The 18,443-nt window shown below is 33.2% G+C and carries 19 protein-coding genes; all 19 read right to left on the bottom strand.

Annotation, left to right across the window (positions count from 1 at the left end):
• Positions 1-31: 31 nt before the first annotated feature.
• The gene (locus tag LBU54_RS03925; RefSeq protein WP_224526186.1) at positions 32-433 is read right to left on the bottom strand and encodes a hypothetical protein; all 402 of its coding nucleotides are present in this window, start codon (positions 431-433) and stop codon (positions 32-34) included.
• 10 nt (positions 434-443) lie between these two features.
• Positions 444-1,265 carry an NmrA family NAD(P)-binding protein gene (locus LBU54_RS03920; protein WP_224526184.1) on the bottom strand — a complete coding sequence of 274 codons (822 nt, stop codon included), beginning with the start codon at positions 1,263-1,265 and terminating at the stop codon, positions 444-446.
• Positions 1,266-1,277: 12 nt separating this feature from the next.
• Positions 1,278-1,679 carry a DUF5367 family protein gene (locus tag LBU54_RS03915; protein WP_224526182.1) on the bottom strand — a complete coding sequence of 134 codons (402 nt, stop codon included), beginning with the start codon at positions 1,677-1,679 and terminating at the stop codon, positions 1,278-1,280.
• Between the two features lie 44 nt (positions 1,680-1,723).
• Positions 1,724-2,218 (bottom strand): anthrone oxygenase family protein, encoded by a 495-nt coding sequence (locus LBU54_RS03910; RefSeq protein WP_224526177.1) that lies wholly within the window; start codon positions 2,216-2,218, stop codon positions 1,724-1,726.
• Positions 2,202-2,579: a hypothetical protein gene (locus LBU54_RS03905; RefSeq protein WP_224526176.1), complete on the bottom strand. Its 378-nt coding sequence runs from the start codon at positions 2,577-2,579 to the stop codon at positions 2,202-2,204. The genes LBU54_RS03910 and LBU54_RS03905 overlap by 17 nt, the downstream gene beginning before the upstream one ends.
• 100 nt (positions 2,580-2,679) lie before the next feature.
• The gene (locus tag LBU54_RS03900) at positions 2,680-3,672 is read right to left on the bottom strand and encodes an AraC family transcriptional regulator (protein WP_224526173.1); all 993 of its coding nucleotides are present in this window, start codon (positions 3,670-3,672) and stop codon (positions 2,680-2,682) included.
• Positions 3,673-4,223: 551 nt separating this feature from the next.
• On the bottom strand, positions 4,224-5,678 hold the full coding sequence (locus LBU54_RS03895) for an alpha/beta hydrolase (protein ID WP_224526171.1): 1,455 nt from the start codon (positions 5,676-5,678) through the stop codon (positions 4,224-4,226).
• A gap of 89 nt (positions 5,679-5,767) precedes the next feature.
• Positions 5,768-6,274 (bottom strand): hypothetical protein, encoded by a 507-nt coding sequence (locus tag LBU54_RS03890; RefSeq protein WP_224526169.1) that lies wholly within the window; start codon positions 6,272-6,274, stop codon positions 5,768-5,770.
• A 79-nt stretch (positions 6,275-6,353) separates the two neighbouring features.
• Positions 6,354-6,584, bottom strand: a complete 231-nt coding sequence (locus LBU54_RS03885) for a CPBP family glutamic-type intramembrane protease (protein ID WP_224526166.1) — start codon at positions 6,582-6,584, stop codon at positions 6,354-6,356.
• A complete protein-coding gene (locus tag LBU54_RS03880) occupies positions 6,545-7,084 on the bottom strand; it encodes a hypothetical protein (RefSeq protein ID WP_224526164.1) in 540 nt (179 codons plus the stop codon). The genes LBU54_RS03885 and LBU54_RS03880 overlap by 40 nt, the downstream gene beginning before the upstream one ends.
• Positions 7,085-7,100: 16 nt before the next feature.
• On the bottom strand, positions 7,101-8,096 hold the full coding sequence (locus LBU54_RS03875) for a S41 family peptidase (RefSeq protein ID WP_224526162.1): 996 nt from the start codon (positions 8,094-8,096) through the stop codon (positions 7,101-7,103).
• A 123-nt stretch (positions 8,097-8,219) separates the two neighbouring features.
• Complete coding sequence (locus tag LBU54_RS03870; RefSeq protein ID WP_224526161.1) at positions 8,220-8,978, bottom strand: LytTR family DNA-binding domain-containing protein; 759 nt, start codon at positions 8,976-8,978, stop codon at positions 8,220-8,222.
• Positions 8,979-9,225: 247 nt separating this feature from the next.
• On the bottom strand, positions 9,226-10,809 hold the full coding sequence (locus LBU54_RS03865) for a hypothetical protein (protein ID WP_224526159.1): 1,584 nt from the start codon (positions 10,807-10,809) through the stop codon (positions 9,226-9,228).
• Between the two features lie 140 nt (positions 10,810-10,949).
• Positions 10,950-12,356, bottom strand: a complete 1,407-nt coding sequence (locus tag LBU54_RS03860) for a S41 family peptidase (RefSeq protein ID WP_224526156.1) — start codon at positions 12,354-12,356, stop codon at positions 10,950-10,952.
• A gap of 61 nt (positions 12,357-12,417) precedes the next feature.
• Positions 12,418-13,545, bottom strand: coding sequence for a helix-turn-helix domain-containing protein (locus LBU54_RS03855; RefSeq protein WP_224526153.1), 1,128 nt, complete (start codon positions 13,543-13,545; stop codon positions 12,418-12,420).
• Positions 13,546-13,790: 245 nt separating this feature from the next.
• Positions 13,791-14,321: a hypothetical protein gene (locus tag LBU54_RS03850; RefSeq protein WP_224526150.1), complete on the bottom strand. Its 531-nt coding sequence runs from the start codon at positions 14,319-14,321 to the stop codon at positions 13,791-13,793.
• Between the two features lie 97 nt (positions 14,322-14,418).
• Positions 14,419-15,159, bottom strand: a complete 741-nt coding sequence (locus LBU54_RS03845; protein WP_224526147.1) for a hypothetical protein — start codon at positions 15,157-15,159, stop codon at positions 14,419-14,421.
• Positions 15,160-15,234: 75 nt separating this feature from the next.
• Complete coding sequence (locus LBU54_RS15415; protein WP_317196320.1) at positions 15,235-16,287, bottom strand: helix-turn-helix transcriptional regulator; 1,053 nt, start codon at positions 16,285-16,287, stop codon at positions 15,235-15,237.
• A gap of 262 nt (positions 16,288-16,549) precedes the next feature.
• Positions 16,550-18,184, bottom strand: a complete 1,635-nt coding sequence (locus LBU54_RS03835; RefSeq protein ID WP_224526145.1) for an alpha/beta hydrolase-fold protein — start codon at positions 18,182-18,184, stop codon at positions 16,550-16,552.
• Between the last annotated feature and the right edge of the window lie 259 nt (positions 18,185-18,443).

The raw sequence follows: 18,443 nt of genomic DNA, 5'->3' as shown, positions 1-18,443 counted from the left end.
TTCAATATTTTTTTAAGATGCTTTAAATCAGCTAGTTTCTATTGCTTTTATCACTGTTAATTGTTGCTGACAATAGGATAAACGCCAAGCCAAATCCTACTACTCCAATATTGATTCCTAATACAGTTTTTTCACTTCCATCTAAATATTTCATAGAACCTCCGTACAAATTCTGCAGCGAATAAGCCAATAAAAATCCACCAGTAACCAGCATGCTCAACAGAATACTAGTTTTCAACTCGTTTTTCACCCAAACCAACCAAAGACAGAATATTCCTACGGTGGAGTTGGTTATGAGTTGCCATACTTCATGAATTTTGGCATGTGGCGTCCAGTCTGGGTTGAATACATGTGTGTCATTAATTTCTAAAACAGGTACGGCGATAGTATACAAGAGAATGACAAATGAAATGGTGAGTTTTTTTGTGATCATTACCAATTGCTTAGTTCCAAATTCCTGTTGCAGCAGTTTCCTTAGCATAGGTTTCAAAGTCCTTTGCAGGTCTACCTAATACTTTGGCTACATCATCAGATACTTCTTGATTTTCAGGATTTCCCAATACTTCTTGAAATAAATACCCAAAAAGCCATACATAAGAATCCGGTAATCCAGCTTGTCTCATACCATCCTTAAATTCATTAATAGAAATAGGAACGAATTGAATATGCTTTTCCCTAGCCTCAGCCATAATATCTACAATTTCCTTAAAGGTTCTTTTTTGAGGGCCTGTAACGGTTACGGTTTGACCGTTGTATGAATCATCCATTAAGACTTTAGAAACGACGTCAGCAATGTCATCAGCATCAACGAATGGAATTTCTGCCTCTGGCATTGGCAAGGCCACTGCACCATTTAAAACAAATTCTAAAAAGGCACCTTCACTAAAGTTTTGATTAAACCACGACGCTCTAACTAAGGTGTAGTTTAACCCTGAATTGGCAACGATATCTTCACAAGCTTCAGCTTCGGTTTCTCCTTTGCCTGATAGCAAGACTACTTTCTCTAAACCAGCTTCCAAGGCTTTTTCGGTCAATGCTGTTATGGCATCCCTTGATCCCGGTACGGCTAAATCTGGATAATATACGATATACGCTCTATCCATATCTTTTAATGCTGCAGCATAAGTTTCAGGGTTATCCCAATCAAAAGCTGGATTGGTTTTTCTTCCCACGACGCGTACGTTGTGTCCGGTTTGCGTTAAATTTTGGGCTACTCGGCGACCGGTTTTACCAGTTCCTCCGATAACTAAAATGTTCTGTTTCATGTTTTTTATGTTTTATGTATTTTGATTTTGTTTGTTAATTCCCAGTTTGATATACCAATACAGGACTGTTATGCTTATAAATTCGAACCCAATAAGCCAAAACCCTAAATCGGTAAAAAATTGATAATAAGAACCGCCATTTGGGATAATAAAAACGGGAACCGTAATTATGGCATCTAAAGCGGTTGCGGTTAAAAAGAAGGTTTGGCCTACCCAATAGCCATGGGTGTTCGCATCTTTTTTGTAATACTGTTTTGCGCCAAACCAGACCAAAGGCATTACTGCAATAAAAAGCAACATATTGGCTTGTTGTTGTGCGTCCTCTAAAAACGATATATAAAAGGACAGATTATAAACACTGACTCCTAGAATCCAGATGATAATACCGATTCCTATTGCTCTTAAATGTTTCATGACTGTTCGTTTTTTGATGTTGATTAATAAAATTGAAAGTGTTTTTATTTGTTGAATAGCAGGCCTGCAACCAGTAAGGCGAATGAGGTAAATGAGCATACGGTACGTATCATGTGCCAACGGTTCCAAGGTTGCTCAAAGGTTTTTCGTAATTCTGTTAACTCAAAGTTAGAAGCAGTTTCTAATACCGTTTTGTCTAATATTTCATTTAGAGGGACGTTCTTAAAAATAGTGACCAGACCTACGCCTGTAAAAAACAGAATTGCTGCAACCAAATAAGAAGTAAATGTGAACTGACTCGAGTTTTTGAATACAAATGCATTTATGAACAGCAGTAAACAAGGTCCCATAAATACAATTATAAAAGTTGGATTAAGGATGGATCTGTTCATCGCTTGAAATGCTTTTAAAAATCCTAGGTCATCTAGGCGACCTAATCCAGGTGTTACGGCATTAGACCAAGTAAAACACAAGCCTGCGGTTAATCCAGTCAATAAGATACTTAGTGTTAATACGATTAATTTAAAATTTGGTTCCATTTTTTTTATTTTTAGTTATTGAAATCCAGGTTAATAATTCTTGATACTCATTAGTGGTGAGTTTTATTTTTTTGCCCTTTGGCATTCTTTTTTTTATAAAAACTTGTTTATAAATGTCATTAGCCCAAGTATTCATATTTACTTTGGTGAATACGCGTCTTTTGTTTCGCTTGCGATGGCAAACGTTGCATTTGTTGTCCAGAATTTGAAAAGCTTTTTCGCTAGGGTTTGTAATTATATAATTTGATGCATGTAGTTCAGCTTGTTCCATATTTGGTTGAACGGATGTATAAGTATTTAGTGAATCAGCTGAAAGCGCTATAAAAATTCCTATTAATAGTTTTACTATAATTACCATCATTAAATTGTTTAATTAATTTGATGGTACAAAGATGAGAAGGACTTGAATTAGGTTTTTGACCGATTAAGACAAGCTTTTGACATTTTACGCCAAGATGTAACTATAAGTTGTTTTTACGAAATTCTGATGGAGTTTGGTCCGTCCAATTCTTAAACGCACGGTTGAATGCACTTTGTTCTGAAAACCCGGTAAGAAAGGCAATTTCACCTATACTTTGCTCAGTATTATACAGCATATCCTTTGCGATGGTTTCCTGTGTCCTTTTAATTAAGTCACGATAGGTCACACCAGCTTCGGAGAGTCTCCTGGTCAGTGTTCGGTTACTCATGGCTAACAGGTCACTAATATAATGTATGCTTGGAATACCAGTGGGCAGTGCATCCTTTATAAGAGCTTCAACATCGTTTATAATCTTATGACCAGGAATTTTTATACCTTTTGTTTTTTCATCAACTTGTTGTAGTAAATAGCTGTTGATACTGGCATCTGCCTTCGCGGTTCGTAAATTAAGGTCGGTTGTTTTGTAGCTAATCGAGTAACGAGGCTGTTCGAAGATTATAGGACATTTAAATGCTTCGTTATGACTTGCGATGTCTTTTGCTGGTTTGTGTTTAAAACTGACTTGGACAGGGCAAAGTTCCTTTTCAGACATCGCTTGCAATACGACTACTGTGGCAGATAAACTGGCCTCAGTGGATAATTCCATACCTCTTCGATGTGCTTCTCGATTGAGTATAACATGAGAAATGTCTCCATCATTTTTAATTTGCCAATCAAAGGTGTTGGATAACAGTTTAAAATAGCGTTCGCTCCGTTCAAAAATTTCACCAACTTTGGAACACGTGCGCCAGGATAATCCTAAAACACCATAATCTTCGATAATCATTTTTTGACCAACTCTAACAGAAAATCCAGAATCCAATTTTTTTTCGAGTAGTTCATGAAGCGCCAAAAATTCCTCGGCATCAACAACTTGTAGCTCATTAATTTTGCTCATCGGAGTTGGTAGTTTCTCAAATTCATCCTTTGGTATGCCTTCAGCTATTGCGCAATTGAGCATTTTACGGTATAGATGGATTGAGAAGTATTTCATATTCGTAAAAAGAAGTCAATACATCAAAGTATTCCTTAGTTTAGCTAGGATATGGATAGATTGGTTAATAGGAATTGTATCAAAGATAAGTTAAAATTTATAACTTGTTTTTTTAAGTTCATTTATTGTACTTTAAAATGCTATCCATTTCAGTGGTAATTTTACGGATAAAAGATTATTGCCTTCTTTCATTAGTATTTTCATAAAAGTAGTATCAATGAAGGTCGTTTCAAAATAATGTTCTTGGTTGAAACACGGTAACTATAAGATAATGGTGTTAGTATCAAGATAATTTTGGTTTAGCTTGATTTTATTTGTATCGATTTGGTGCCTAGAGCTTTTTAGAGCAGTGAAGTAGGGCAGAAGTACTTTCTGTATCGGTAAATAGGCTAAAATAATTGCCTCGTATTTGTAACATTTTTCTTGAAATGGCTTTAAATAGGAGAGGAATACTTTCTGTATCTTAATTCGAATAGTTCTTAAACAACGTCTAATTTCAAAATTTTCTCTTACCTATATTATTAAATCAATACCACATATAACTATTGTAATTAACGATTTATGGAATTTCCCTCGAATACATTAAGATTAAGCATGTCATAGTCAGCATCTAAAGCGGTCAAATCTGTTTCCTTATTCTTTAAATGTTTATCAAAGAAAGCGGTAACGACTTTGCTTGTTATTTCAATTGCTAAATCAGGATCAATCTCTCCTGCCTGACTTAAGGTTTTTACAGGAATCATATAAGGAATATCCATAAAATTACTATGAAGCGTTCCTAATACTTTAGCTTCATAGAAGACGTTCTTACTTTTATTGATATAAGTGTGAGAATTTAGATTTTCTTTATTTTCTGGCCAGTCAGCAGAAATGTAAAGAAATGGATCATCAAAAGAGGTGTTTACGATTCTGCCCCATTGAACACCATCTATATTTGCACCAGCTTTAATACGATTGTCGGTTAGCAATGCTTCGCCTGCGGCACCACCACCTCTTGAATGGCCAAATACACCAATATTTGACGAATCTAAATGACCTTTAAAGAAGCCACTACTGTTCCAGTCATCAATTTGATTCACAACATCTACCACATCCATGGCCCATCGTTCTACCATGTCTCGCACAAAATAGGAAGTAAGTCCTTTCTTAACTATGGGATGCCTTTCTTCAAAAGTAAGATCATTTTTAAAGGCCTTAACTACAGGTTCCATCATGTGCCAGGTATCAGATTCGATCTCTTGTGCATACTGATAATTAAAATATACTTCATTGCCATCTGGGAATGTGCTTCCTGTGCTTTCGTAAGTATGGTTGACTGCAAAGACAACGTAACCATGACTTACAATTTCTGATAGTAAAGCGTAATAGCTATTGGCTTTTGAGTTGTAGCCATGTGAAAAAATTAAGACGGGAAACTTTTCTTTAGCGATATTAATATCCCTGTAAATATGTGTTTCTATCTTGTCTAAATAATTGAAGGCAGAATTTGGAAGACCATATTTCAGCGCAAAACCATGTCTTCCGCCTTCATCAATATATGGGTCTTGTTCTCCTAGGGATTCGTTAGATGGATACCAGACTTTAATCATTAAAGCCCTTTTATCTGCTTTATCTTTAGTAATCACCTCATCTCTATCAAGAATAAGATGTAGATCTTTTGTACTTACTTTATAGGGACCAGTCGGTTGAGGTAATTCAAAGACTGGAAATATTGATGGTAATGCTATAGATACAATTAATAGGACAACCAAGCCTATGATTTTTAAAATCCTTATTGCAATTGCAGAGGTTTGATAGGATTTTAAAAAAGTTGTAACTATTGAAATGATCCAGAGAATATACGCAGGAATCATTTGCAATCTATATCCATCAAATAATAAATGAATGGACATTATAAATAGTAATAATCCAAATATATAAGCCTTATTAATTTTAGTGTTTATAGTTCTGTGAAACAAAACATAAACAGCTGGCATGATAGTCAAAATAAATTCTAAATATTGCATTACTCTATTTTAAGGTTTTTTAAGTTCAAAATTCATAGGTTAAATGGTTTCCAATGGCTTGTGTAAAAGCCAATAATCGGTAAATATTTTTAATAATTCAGATATTTGGTTTTACCACACTGGGCAAATTGTCCAGCTCTTTGTAACTCTATATGAACCTCCTTACTAAATTTTGACAAAACGTTTTTAAATTCAGCTTTTTTTAGCTCCGATATAGATGGATTATTGATGTTGAAAACGTAATAGTTAACCGTTCCATTTTTATCAAAATATATTCTATTGTAAATACTAATGGTGGAATCTGGAACTTCCCAGGAAAAACCCTCTTCTTTCATAAATTTATTAATTTTTTTATGGAAGTTTGACCATGACTTTATAACTCTTTCACGTTCAGTTTTACTCGTATTTCTTGGATCAAGAAGATTGACACATTTTTCGTCTAAGTTGAGTTTGCTGAAATCGGCAAATGCCAATTTATCGTCAAAATTGATAATATTAGGTTCTTTAGTATTTTCCGTTTTATCTTCACTCGAATTTTGTTTGCATGCTAATGTCAATAGCATTAAGCCTATTAAAAGATTGTACCCTATTTTCATATGTTATGTTTTTAATTTTTAAAATCTTCTCTTTAGATGGTTATGAATTTTTGAAGTTCTTGTTTTTGTTCAACCTTTTTTAAATCAAATACCCTACAACATTTATCCAACCGTGAAGTATAATAGGCAATAAAAGGCTACCTGTTGCTAGACGTATATACATGAATAATAGCCCGTAAAGCCCAGGTAGAAAATCCCCCCAAACAATCACTGTATTCCAGTCGGGATCCACATGAACAACATGTGACAGGTAAAACATCACAGTCATAATTATAGCTCCCAACTCCAATTTACCTTTGCAAATTTCCATGTTTGTCTAAACGCCCTGTCGAGTATTAGAAGCATAATACCACGATCAAAGATTTCCTCCTCAATGGCTGGCATGCTTAACTGGTAAAGCCAATCACTAGTTGATCCTTCTTTAGTTCCACTAAAATAGAGCCATGCTAGTAACGTTCCGATTAATGCTGTAATAATAGCTGTAATGATACCTGCTTTTTTAGCTACTCCATTTTGAGATAATCTAAAACCCCATTCGTTTGCTTTTTTAGGAAACAATAAATAGGCAAGGAGCAATAGGAAAATAATAGCGGCCATTTTGCCTTCCCAGTTATACCTGCCAGGGATAAGGTCTGGATAGGTTCCGTCCAAACCCAAAAAAAGAACAATTTTGTGAAGTAGAAATATTCCAATGGCTAAGCCAACCCATTTCCAGTTTACTTTGTTTCTATAAACAATAAGTGGGATGAGTAAAAAGGCTATAAAGATAAACCACTCTACAACGACTTGATTATACACTCCAAAATTCATTTTATCCGTTTTTAAGTTATTTAATTAATTGAAGGATGTATTCCTTAGCGTCTGCAGGATTAATTTCAATATCAGGCTTCACTCCAATTTTATCTATTTTCTGTCCTTGAGCAGTATAATAATCTGCTATAGGAATAAAGGCTTTATATTCTTCGTTAATATCAAAATAACTACCAGATAACATACCACCACATGATGTTTCGCCTACCAAAGTTGCAATATTATTCTTCTTAAATATATCTATTAAGGGTTCACAAGCACTAGCGGTCCATTTGTTGATAAGTACATAAACATTACCTTGATAAACAGTGTTTTTATGCCCAGGAATTACCATCCGAAAAGCCTCTTCATTAGCAAACATTTTTTTGATACCTGCATAACTAAAATCTTGAAGGAAAGGTATTTGTTGTACATCTTCTGTGGTGGGTAAATGGTCATGATTTATGAACCACTTTCGGGTTAAATAATAACCGGCATCTATGGGTTTTTGTGTCAAAAACCGACCCAAAGCTATTGGACCTTCTAGGTTTCCACCACCATTATCTCTTAAATCGATGATGAGGTTTGCATAATTATCCGTCCCAATTTCCTGAAGCGTTTTGGCTACTTTTATACCAGGAATTGAAAAGGTTTTGATTTTTAAAAAAGCTGTTTTTTCATCAATTGCTTCCCATGTTACAGTAGGATTATTGTCATTCTCGGTCTTATTTTTAGGTAAACTTGAAGTAGCCTTTGTTTTCACAATTTGAAAATGAGTAAAAGGTAAATTCCATCTTGCTTGATCGAAAGTTCTTTGAAACTCCTGATCATTTAAAGAAAGTATGGAGTCCGAATACAATAGTGCCTTAAATTCTAGGAAAGACTTATCTAACAACCAATATGGGTTGGCAATATTTTCTTCTAAAGTCAAAAATACCTTATCTAGCATTTCTGATCTCTGAACTTTCTTGTCATCATTTATTAATTGTGTTAAGACAAGCACACTGAGTAAGAATGTAAAAAGAGTTTTCATTAATTTGTGGGTTATGGTTTTTGTTGGACACAAATTAAAGGGCTTTATATCGTGCAAAAAAACTTAAGTGATGAACTTGAAGATAATGCCATGAAATTGAAGGGCAAGGGATATAATTGAACTTTAGGGACGAGTTTGAAGGTATTTCTGAACACCTATAAAGTGCTTTGGAGAAATAGGAACGCTGTCTACCATATGTTTTAGCTCCACAGTTCCTTTTCGTGTGTTTCCCTTAATATCAGAAATCATAGCGGGATTTACCAAATACGATCTATGAATCTGTTGTGCTGAAGGAATCAATTCTAACAAGCCCGATATAGTATAACGAATCATTTCCTTTTTGATCTTATTTTCCTTGAGGTAATAAATATCGACATAATTTGCTTGGGCCTTCGCCATAACAAAATCCTGTTCAGGAAAACTTAAGACTTCGTCTTGATTATTTCCCTTTATGTTTACAACCGATTGATTTTTGATGAGAGAAGGTTTAATGACAACCTTACTAAATCTAAAGCGCAAATAAATCCAAAGTGGCATGAATATAGGAATGAACGGAACTCCGAACTCTCCCACCCATTGCAAAATGTAACCCGAATTTACTTCTAAGTCATTAACAACATAAGTGTTGTAGAAATAGCAGAGAATAGCAATAAAAAAGAAACCAATTGTTAAAACGAATAATTCCTGAAAAAGAAACCATTTTTCATTATTTTTTTTAAACCAATATTCCTCTAAGAAGTGCAGAAGTAAAATAGGAAAGATGATACACAGTCCATATCCTATAAGTTTTAAACTTTTGTAGGGAGTATCATTGGAATAGGTGTCAAAGGGTTGTAAGAATATCAGAATGAAAACAATAATTGCCGCTAAAATGCCACTCAAAAAAAAGGTGTTTAACCAACTCCTAGTATATGCAATCGCTCTATTCCGTAGCACGTAGCTTCATATTTAATATTATTACAAAATTACAAGATTATTGACAATTGTTTATGTCTAGCTGGTTTCATTAAATCAGCAAAGTATAAAAATATAACATCTAATCTTTATAGGTACTAACAATCATAACGTTTCAGATGTCGCTAACTATTTTGTGGTGTTCTATTCTTCAAAACTAGCCAAGTATAATCAATTAGTGATAACCATTATTAACTGGGGATATTGTTTGTTTGTCAAGGCGTTTTCCGTTCTTGTCAAATGTGTATAAATATGTTTCTTGTTTTCCATCTATTGGCAGATCGATTTTCTTTCCTGCATTTATGATTGTTGTAAAATATGGTACCTTTTTGAGGTAGTCATATTTATTTCGTATTTCATTACCATAAAATAGAGCTACTTGAATATCAGTTTTTGTGTTGTTTCTATATAAATAAGTTGATTGGTTTTCTGTTTCGTTGTTTGGCTTGTTATTTAGGATCAAATAATCGACAGAGGTCAATCTTTCATTATCAAAAAAGTTACTATTAATAATTCCATAATTTGATTCAATCTGATTTCTATAAGAATTCAGGTGTGTTTGGCTTATTGTAAGGGGGTCTATATTGTATTTGTTTTTAAATATTGTAGCCATCCATTCTTTTCCTCTATCCGTTGGCTTTTCAAGAATATGGTCTATTCCTGCAAGAACTAATACCTTTCTGTTTGGATGAAACTTAAATGTATTTATGTATAAGTTTTCAGCTTGTGCAAGTTCTCTGTTTTTATTTTCATCTGTATTTTCATAAGCAATGAATTCATAACCTAATTGCTTTGCTTTTCTTATAAGGTTGCTATAATTCTGTTCCCTCGTATAAAAACCTGTTTTTAAAGTGGGATATGAGTTTTTTAGATTAAGTAAACTATCTTGTTTAATGTCTAAGGCTTCTAATGCTAAATAGGAATACCCGATTTTTTTTAATTTCTCTAATAAATCGAAAATTAACAACCTTTGATTGGGATAAAAATGATTTTCATTAATCATTACAATTTTATGTTTTTCAGCCTCTTTAATAATGGTGTCAACAACCTCTGAATCAGTAATAACATGATCTTTTATAGTTTTAGAAATTGCATGGTTTGGTTTAAACCTTGATTCAAGTTTATTTAAGTAGGTTTCATAAAATTCATTATTTCCCAGAAAAGAAGAATAGGTCAGCTCCATTTGTCGTTTTGCCCATTCTTCTTTTTTATCGTAAGTTGGAAACTTTTTAATTTCATTGAATATGGCAAAGTACTTACTGGAATTTTGATATTTTTTTACAACATCCATAATTGTAATTATCTCTTTTCTGTAACTTTTACCAATCTCTAAACTTTTGAGCATATTTTTTAAATCCACTTCCAATGTTCTGTTGGATCTTTTGGAAATTGGATTTCCTATAAATTTTATTGTTTGATTATCAATTAAAGTATCAAAAACAATGATGCTTTTTGGATAATTCTGGTTTTGTTTTTTTGATACAGTTACAAAATACTCATAAGGTGGCTCGTCAGTTTTACCGTAAATGAGAACATCATCATCTAATTTGAGATTACTTTTACTAATTATTTTTTTTAGTTCTTTTTTGTCTGCAGTATATGTTATATCAGCGGGTGATTTAAAATATAGTTGTAGAGAGTCATTCACAATGTGAATACTATAGTTTCTTATATACTTATTTTCCTCAAAATATTCACTTATTTTTGGTGAACATCCACAAACTAATAATATTATCGATATTATTGTATGTTTCTTCATTTTTATGACTGCCAACGGTCTGGTGTAAAAGTGGCACGGATAATTATATACCAATTTTTCGGCTCGATAAGGTTGTTAAATTTATAAAACTCATATTCACCTAAGCGATTAAAGTACTATTATTTTAAAAAATGTTATACCTAGCTCTTATTCTCTATTAGTCTCAAAACACCATTTAATATTTCATCATTTGTATCCAAAAGATGGTCTTTAATTACTATACTTGGAATTACACCTTTACCATTATCCATACCACTTACTCTATATATTTTTCCTTTAGATATATCGACCTGAATATTAGTATTTGGTAGGTTATATGAGAAGATTGAAGCTAACAAGTTTGGATGTTCGGCCGTTTCTTCACCCACGATAACTCCAAACTTGTAATCTTGTATCTGTGCCGCTGCAACCGTCGATTGGGAATAAGAATGACGATTTACCAAGACATACACATTTCCTCGAAAACGTTTCACTTTGGGCTGTGGTTTATAGAATCCAAAATCATAATTAGAGATCTCACCATTTTTAATTGATAATATCCATTTCATGTATGGCTGAGTTGTGTCTTTGTTTTTTAGAATATCTTCCTTTAATACTCGACTACTTTTTACTTGAAACTTTGAATTCCATCGGAAAGGTTTATCGGCAATGTAAGAAACCAAATAATCACTGAAAGGATCATCGCCACCCGAATTGTTTCTTAAATCGATAATTAAGTTGTTATAGTTTTTAGAATTGATTTCAGCAAAGGCGGAATCAATAAATTTTTTGTAATTATCAAGATCTCCAGACAATTCCCCTGGTCTTAAGTAGCCTGCATTTGGAAGCAATTTCAACTCCCAATCTTTTTTAATAATGTCTTCACGCCTCATTTCATAATCCTCTAAAGCTTTGATGGCTTCAAGTTCAAGAGGTGTTATTTTACCATTTTTTAAAATTTCTATTTCAAAACTTTTTTGTTCGCCAAATACTTGCCAATAATACCTTGGCAACGTAAATGATTCAATTAATGCATGCTTAAAATACACGCTTTCGGCTGCAATTTGAGGGTAAATCTTTTCTAACACCTGTTCAATTGATAATCCATTAATTCGTTTTAATTCGCTTCCAATCTTGATGTCGCTATTACTGGACCAATTCTTACGAATTAATACTTTTCCGTTTTCAATGGCTACTTCAAGCGGAAATATTAAGCCTCCAGACTTGAAAAACTTAATATAGGATGGAATTGGAAACGGAATTCTAGTATGTGCATTATTAGCTTTTGTAACAACTTGTTGATAAAGATTGGTCACTTCCATAAGGCTAAAACTATCCTTTTGGATTTCTTTTTGGACTGCTAAATAGTTTTGTTCAAATTCAGCTTTGGACGTATGACTATACAAATTAAAATGTGTTTCTTCTAAAGAAGATTTCAAATAGTTTAGATCGGCTAAAACATCTTCTTTTGAGAACTTCTGAGCTGAGCTGAGCAAACTTATAAACCCTGTAATGATTACTAGCAAATGCTTAAAGCTCATGACGCTGATAAATTTTGGTTTATTCATGATTTAGAATTTTTCAACAAACATAGTATAGAATAAGTGCACAGTCGACCGAATGCTTGCATTAGGACGCTTTTTTTAATTTTAAAAGATACTCACTGGGTGTCTGTTGTGTCATTTTTTTAAATACATGATTAAATGTTGACTTTGAAGAAAAACCACATTCGTAAGCATGACCTAGCAAAGAAAGTTTGTCTCTATCATCCGAACGCAATCTTTCCTTAAAGGCTTCAACACGATAGGAATTGACGACGTCATAAAAATTCTGATCAAAATTTTGGTTGATCTTTGAAGACAATGGTCTTGGTTTCAATTCTAATAAGCTGGCTAACATGGCCAAATTTAGATCTGGATTCAAAAAAGGCTTTTGGGTTATCATTAATTTTTCAAATTTGGAAAGGAAAGCTTGGTCCTTAGTTTTATTTGAATTTTTGATTTTCTCTTCAAACGGTTTTAAATTCACGACTTCTTTTTCTTTCTGTAAATAACCTTTAAAACCAATCCAACAAGTTATTATGGCGAGAATAGTGAAATTTGGTAAAAAGTAGTATTCGCGTAAACTTTTCTCAAAGACAAACCGGTCAATTTCTGTAATCACTCTCCATAAAAAATGATAGCTCACGTAAATGATAATTGGTGTTTGTAACCATTTAAGGGAAAGATTTTCGATTTTAGAATAATACGCCTTAATCTGTTTTTGATAGGTCTTCAAAACAATTAGTGATGCGATACTGTAAGTCCAAATTGATATAACACCAAGCCATTGCTGGGTCAAATAAATATAGGATTCGGTGGGCATTACATCTAAATACAGACCATCAGATCCTGTTCTGTAAATAGATGTTCTATAAAAAATAAACTCTAAAAGAAGTGGAAAAAAATGAAGATAATCTTTTTTACGAAGCTCAAATTTAGGTTTCGTAATACATTTAGTGTAGAAATAAAGTGCAGGCCCAATTCCATAGATCATCTCAAGTTGCATATATCGGAACACATGCAGAAGATCATAGTCTTTCATGATATTTACGACCACTATATTAATGGCAATTAAGGCATAGAAAAAGACTAAGATTGCTAAAAATAAATTGGCTAAAGTTCTTGGTTTTTTAAAGGCAATCAAACCGCTCAAAATCATGGATTGCAGTCCACAGACACAAATAATAGTAAACAATATAGTGTTTGATGTAACCATTTAAAACATAAATGCTCAAGTTCTACTGTCAAGTTGACGGATACAAATATCAATATAATTTCTCATTTAAATTTAATTCAATCAGAAGAGTAATTACTTTGATGACTTGAGTATAAATGACTTATATAATGAGACTATATTGATATAATTTAATTTATTTCACTTTTAGTATGCAATTTTTGCGCTGTAACAAATCAATTATCTATATATTCTAGAATATCACTTTCTGAGTTGGGAGGTAGAACCTATTCGGCCCTTACCGCTTGCATATAAGTTTTATCAAAATGAGCTTCAAGTTTATTTAAGAAAATTAAGTTTCTGTTTTGATCCTGAGGTAATCTCGATTTCTCTTTTAGTTCCGCTTTCTTTTTATCGAAAGTTTCTCTCTCCTTTTTTAAGAAGGCAATTGTAGCATCAACATAGACATCCCAATTCATCACGTCATTTTCTTTCATCTTTGAAGCTTCCATATAGGGAATGGCTTCTTCATTCTTATCTAAGAGGGCTAACATTTGGCCACAATGAAAACTAATTATTCCTCGTTTTGCAGACTCGATATCCTGATGTTTTTCTAGGTAAAGCTTGATCAATGTAGTTGCACTTTCAAAATCTTCTTTGTTTGAGTAGTACCGCCATCCGCCATCCATGTTTTGATCGAATTCATAAAAGCTAAGTTCCATTATAGAATCAATGGTTTTTTGACTAAGTTCAGACTGGGAATGTGCTTGTAGAGCACATATAATGGCTGTAAATACAATTAAAACTGATTTTTTCATGAGTGTAATTTCTAGTTTTAGTTTGTGCTAAATTTAGTGCAATTACCTTTGAGCGAAATAAACTTGAACATTGTATAAGGTGTACTTTAAAGTACAATTATATTACGCCATCTTCAGTGAGAATTTCTACAACATCTTTTCTAATTAACACCTCATTTTTAATGTAATCGAAAACCTCTTGGTCATTTACTTTTTTTCCTTGGATTTGAAGTGATCTTAAGGAGCCGTCTTTATGTGGCACAATGACAATAATTTCCCCATGTTCGAGATGAAAGAGTCTCATGTTTATTATGGCAAAACTACCTTTATCTGGCGTTGTAAATGCAAGGTAGTCTATTCTGTTGTTTTTTGTCATTATAGAACCTTCGCCACCATAATCTGGATGATTTCGTGAAGAAATAAGGGCCATGCTCGGTACATAATTGTTGGTATCTAAACTATCGGCCACAGTTATGATCGTAAAGAATACACCATTTTTGTTCTCTTCTTTATAAAAAGGACTGTCTCCGATAAAGAAACTATTGAATACGACTTCCTTATCTTCAACTATTAGTTTATAGTCTTCAACTGATCTTGCATGCGTATTACCTAAAAACCCACCACCCTTATAAGGTCCAAGTTTATCATAATACGGCACAGGAAATGCACTAAATTTTATTGGTAAAAGATCAATATTTGGTGCTATATCTTCTCTCATCCGTTCCATATCCCAGAGGTCTGGATTATGAATGTTCTCAATTTGTTGTTGGCGTATTTCCTCGACGTTATTGTATTTAGTTTCTTGTGAAAAACAGACTATCGAGCTCATTAGAATTACTGTAAAAAATATTTTTTTCATCGTTATACATTTTAATGAGGCAAATCTATGTGTTCGATGTCCTAATAACTGTAAAGTAGAGGGATGAATTGGGGACTAATCCCTAGTATGATTTTTTAATTTATCTATAAATTCCTGTCTGTTACCCACTTCCAGCTTGGCATAGATATTACGTATGTGGGTTTTGACAGTACTCAAGGAGACGAAGAGTTCTGTGGCTATTTCTTTATTGGTCCTATCTTGGAGAATAAGTTCTGCAATTCGTTCTTCTTGATTGGTTAAATTGATAGCTTCTTGAGGTACTTGTTCATTCATTTTTCGTTTAAGCTTTAGCAATAAATAGACGATACCAATCACTAATAATATGCCAAGGCTAGCTAAGACATAAGTCAATTTTCTATAAAACTCAAGATCGCGCTGCGTTTTAGTTACAGAAAGATCTCTTATGAGTATTTTGAATTGTTCTGCGTAACTTTTTTTGTCATAATATGTATTAAGACTGTTTTGAAGTGTCGTATAAAAGTCGGGATCTTTTTTTAGATCTTTTCGAAGAATATTTTCCGGCACACTCCCTATTATTAACAAGGTCACTAGAGGGTCGGCATCTTTGATATTTGTATAGGCTTTCAATTCTGATAGTAACTGATTGGATGATTGGTCTTTATTTTCGATATCCCGCAGAGACCTGAGCTCTAAATTTAATTGATTGGCATAGTTGCCGAATTCTTGCCACTCTTTATCGATGAGGTTCGTATTAGTATTCGTCGAGAACCAGTATTTTTTATTTTTTTCAAATACAATGGTATCCTGATTCGAAAAAATAAAATTGTGCAAGTTTTTCAAGTCTTCATTGAATGCCATCTGCATAGCGCTTTTATTTTCATCGACTTTGGCGTGGATGCGATATAAGGCGTGCTTCTCAGACAGTAATTTACCTTCAAAAGAGAAATATCCAAGACTATCTGTTAAAGTAGAGGTAAGAATTTGATCTTCGTATATCGTGTTTTCTTCATTGAACTTTAACAGACTTAAATACACCCTTTTGTTTTTTTTAGGTGTATCCAGATAACCTGAAATGGAATATTGGGCATAACAATACTGATTTGTTATAAAAAATAGAAATCCGAAATAAAATAAAACACGTTTCATATCTGGATTCCAAAAGTAAAGAATCTAAATAAGTATACAAATGTAAAATGTGACTAACAACTTAAGTTATTAGTCACATTTTTATGAGCACCTCCATCTAAAAGTTAATGGTTAGCTCACTACAATCAATCTACCATCATTCATTGCTATCGCAATGCTTCAAGCTCTTCTACTGTAAAGATGCTGTTTTTCTTATAGTCATCCTTGCAATAAGTCAACGCTTTTATTCATTACTATTTTATTATGCTTATAAAATTTTGACTTACTGCATATTTTCTAGTTCTGATAACGTTTTTAAGTTGAAAAATCTATTCTTTTTATAATTGTCTTTACAGTAAGACAAGGCCTCTTTTCCTTTTTGCAACTCAACCTTATGTTCAAGAGCAACTTTCGCTATGTGGTAAGTCATTCCAAGATAGTATTCCTGTGGTAAAACCGATCTAGCACGTTCTATGAAAGCGATGCATTCCATGGCTTTTCCCTCTTTGATGTAAGAGGTTACAGGACGATGGATATTGGCATAGAATACTAGGTCTTCGCAGTTGTCAATATCATCTATGGCTTTATTGTAGGCTTTAATGTTTTCAGCATACATATCCATTGAAAAATAGCCATTAGCAATATTTACATAGTCCAATTCTTTTCCAAAAAATATCTTTTCTCTATTTACGAACTTCACGAAGTATTCCCACTCTTCTTTACTTTTCTTGTTTATAATATCATTCCAGTAAGCACCCATCATTTCCATAGTATAGAAGGCATCAACTCCATAAGTTTCCTTAACGTTTGATAAATAGTTTTTATCGAAATCCATTATGGTGTCATATCCATCAACAGCAGAATAATCCTGAAAGATAAATTTTAAACCGTCTAATAATGAATTTGGAACAATGGTTTGATGATCGCCTTCTACAGTATTTTTAATAAACTTGAAGTTTGTATTAGGTGTACTCAAACAGATGTTTTCAAATTGAATTCCATAATTTGATCTTCCAGCATCATCAAGTGTCGCATTGGCTAAATAGTAGTAGATTGTTTTACGATTGTATTCATTTAAGAACGATGTCAGAGCGACTGCTTCTTTCCTATCCAACCAGGTAGACATGCTAATAAACCCTCTGAATGGACTAGTCTCATTGAGCATGATTTTATGATTGTATTCCGCACCATTGGAATGCCCAACCATTGTATTGAAACCAGAGGTGCTATAATTGTTATCTATGTAAGGAACAACTTCTTCAATCAAAAACTCTGTAAAGTATTTTCCGCCATGGATGCCATAAAAATCATCATTTCGCTGGGTTTGATAGATGCCAACAACAATACATTCAGGAATCATATTAAACTGGGTTTGTGATAATGCATTAACATAGCTTTTTGTTACTTGGAAATTAGCACTTTGCGCATCGGTGACATAGATAACAGGATATGCCTTACTCGAATCGTAATTCATAGGAAGTGCAATCTTCAGAAGTCTTTTTGTATTCATATACTCTGAATGGATATAGCGAATGTCATAATTCAAACCTAACTTTTGCGCATCGATATTATCCGACCAGGTTTTAATAACAAAATCACTGGTTGTCGTGTCATTCTCGAGTTTTAGGTTCGGATTGTCATTAAACTGTTTTAAAATACCTTCACTATTCCAATTGCCTTTTGTGAATTTGAACTCAGCAGGGTAGGTTAGATCCAGAGTGATCTCTCTTTCATAATCTGATACTTTATTCATTTTAACAGTACCAGGTTCCCAGTTCGCAAGGGACTCTTGATTACCTGTAATAAATACCTCATCAGTTTTATTAGGTACGATGACCTTTATAGTTCGTTTTTCTTGTGCAAATACACCTCCTAGTAAGAGCAAAACTAGTTTGAATACAATTGTCTTTTTATACATGATTTCTTTGTTTTGTTTTGACAAATGTACCTTGCGGAATGAGTAATTACAGCAGATACGTAGGCTGAAATTAGAACTAGTCCTGGGGATGATTTTGAAATTTTATATAAATTTTAGTATAACAAATATGGAATATAACTTCTGAACTATTTAAAAATTATATCCCAGATAGCATTAAATTTCTACGTTGTAATTTGTCCTTTTTTAATTTTAATTGTTCCAATTTTGTATCTTGTCTTTATGAGGTCAATAAAAACAG

This window comes from Winogradskyella alexanderae (assembly GCF_020166335.1).
GTDB classification, from domain to species: domain Bacteria; phylum Bacteroidota; class Bacteroidia; order Flavobacteriales; family Flavobacteriaceae; genus Winogradskyella; species Winogradskyella alexanderae.
The sequence above is the reverse complement of the archived record's forward strand: the minus strand, read 5'-3'. Positions and strand labels throughout refer to the sequence as shown.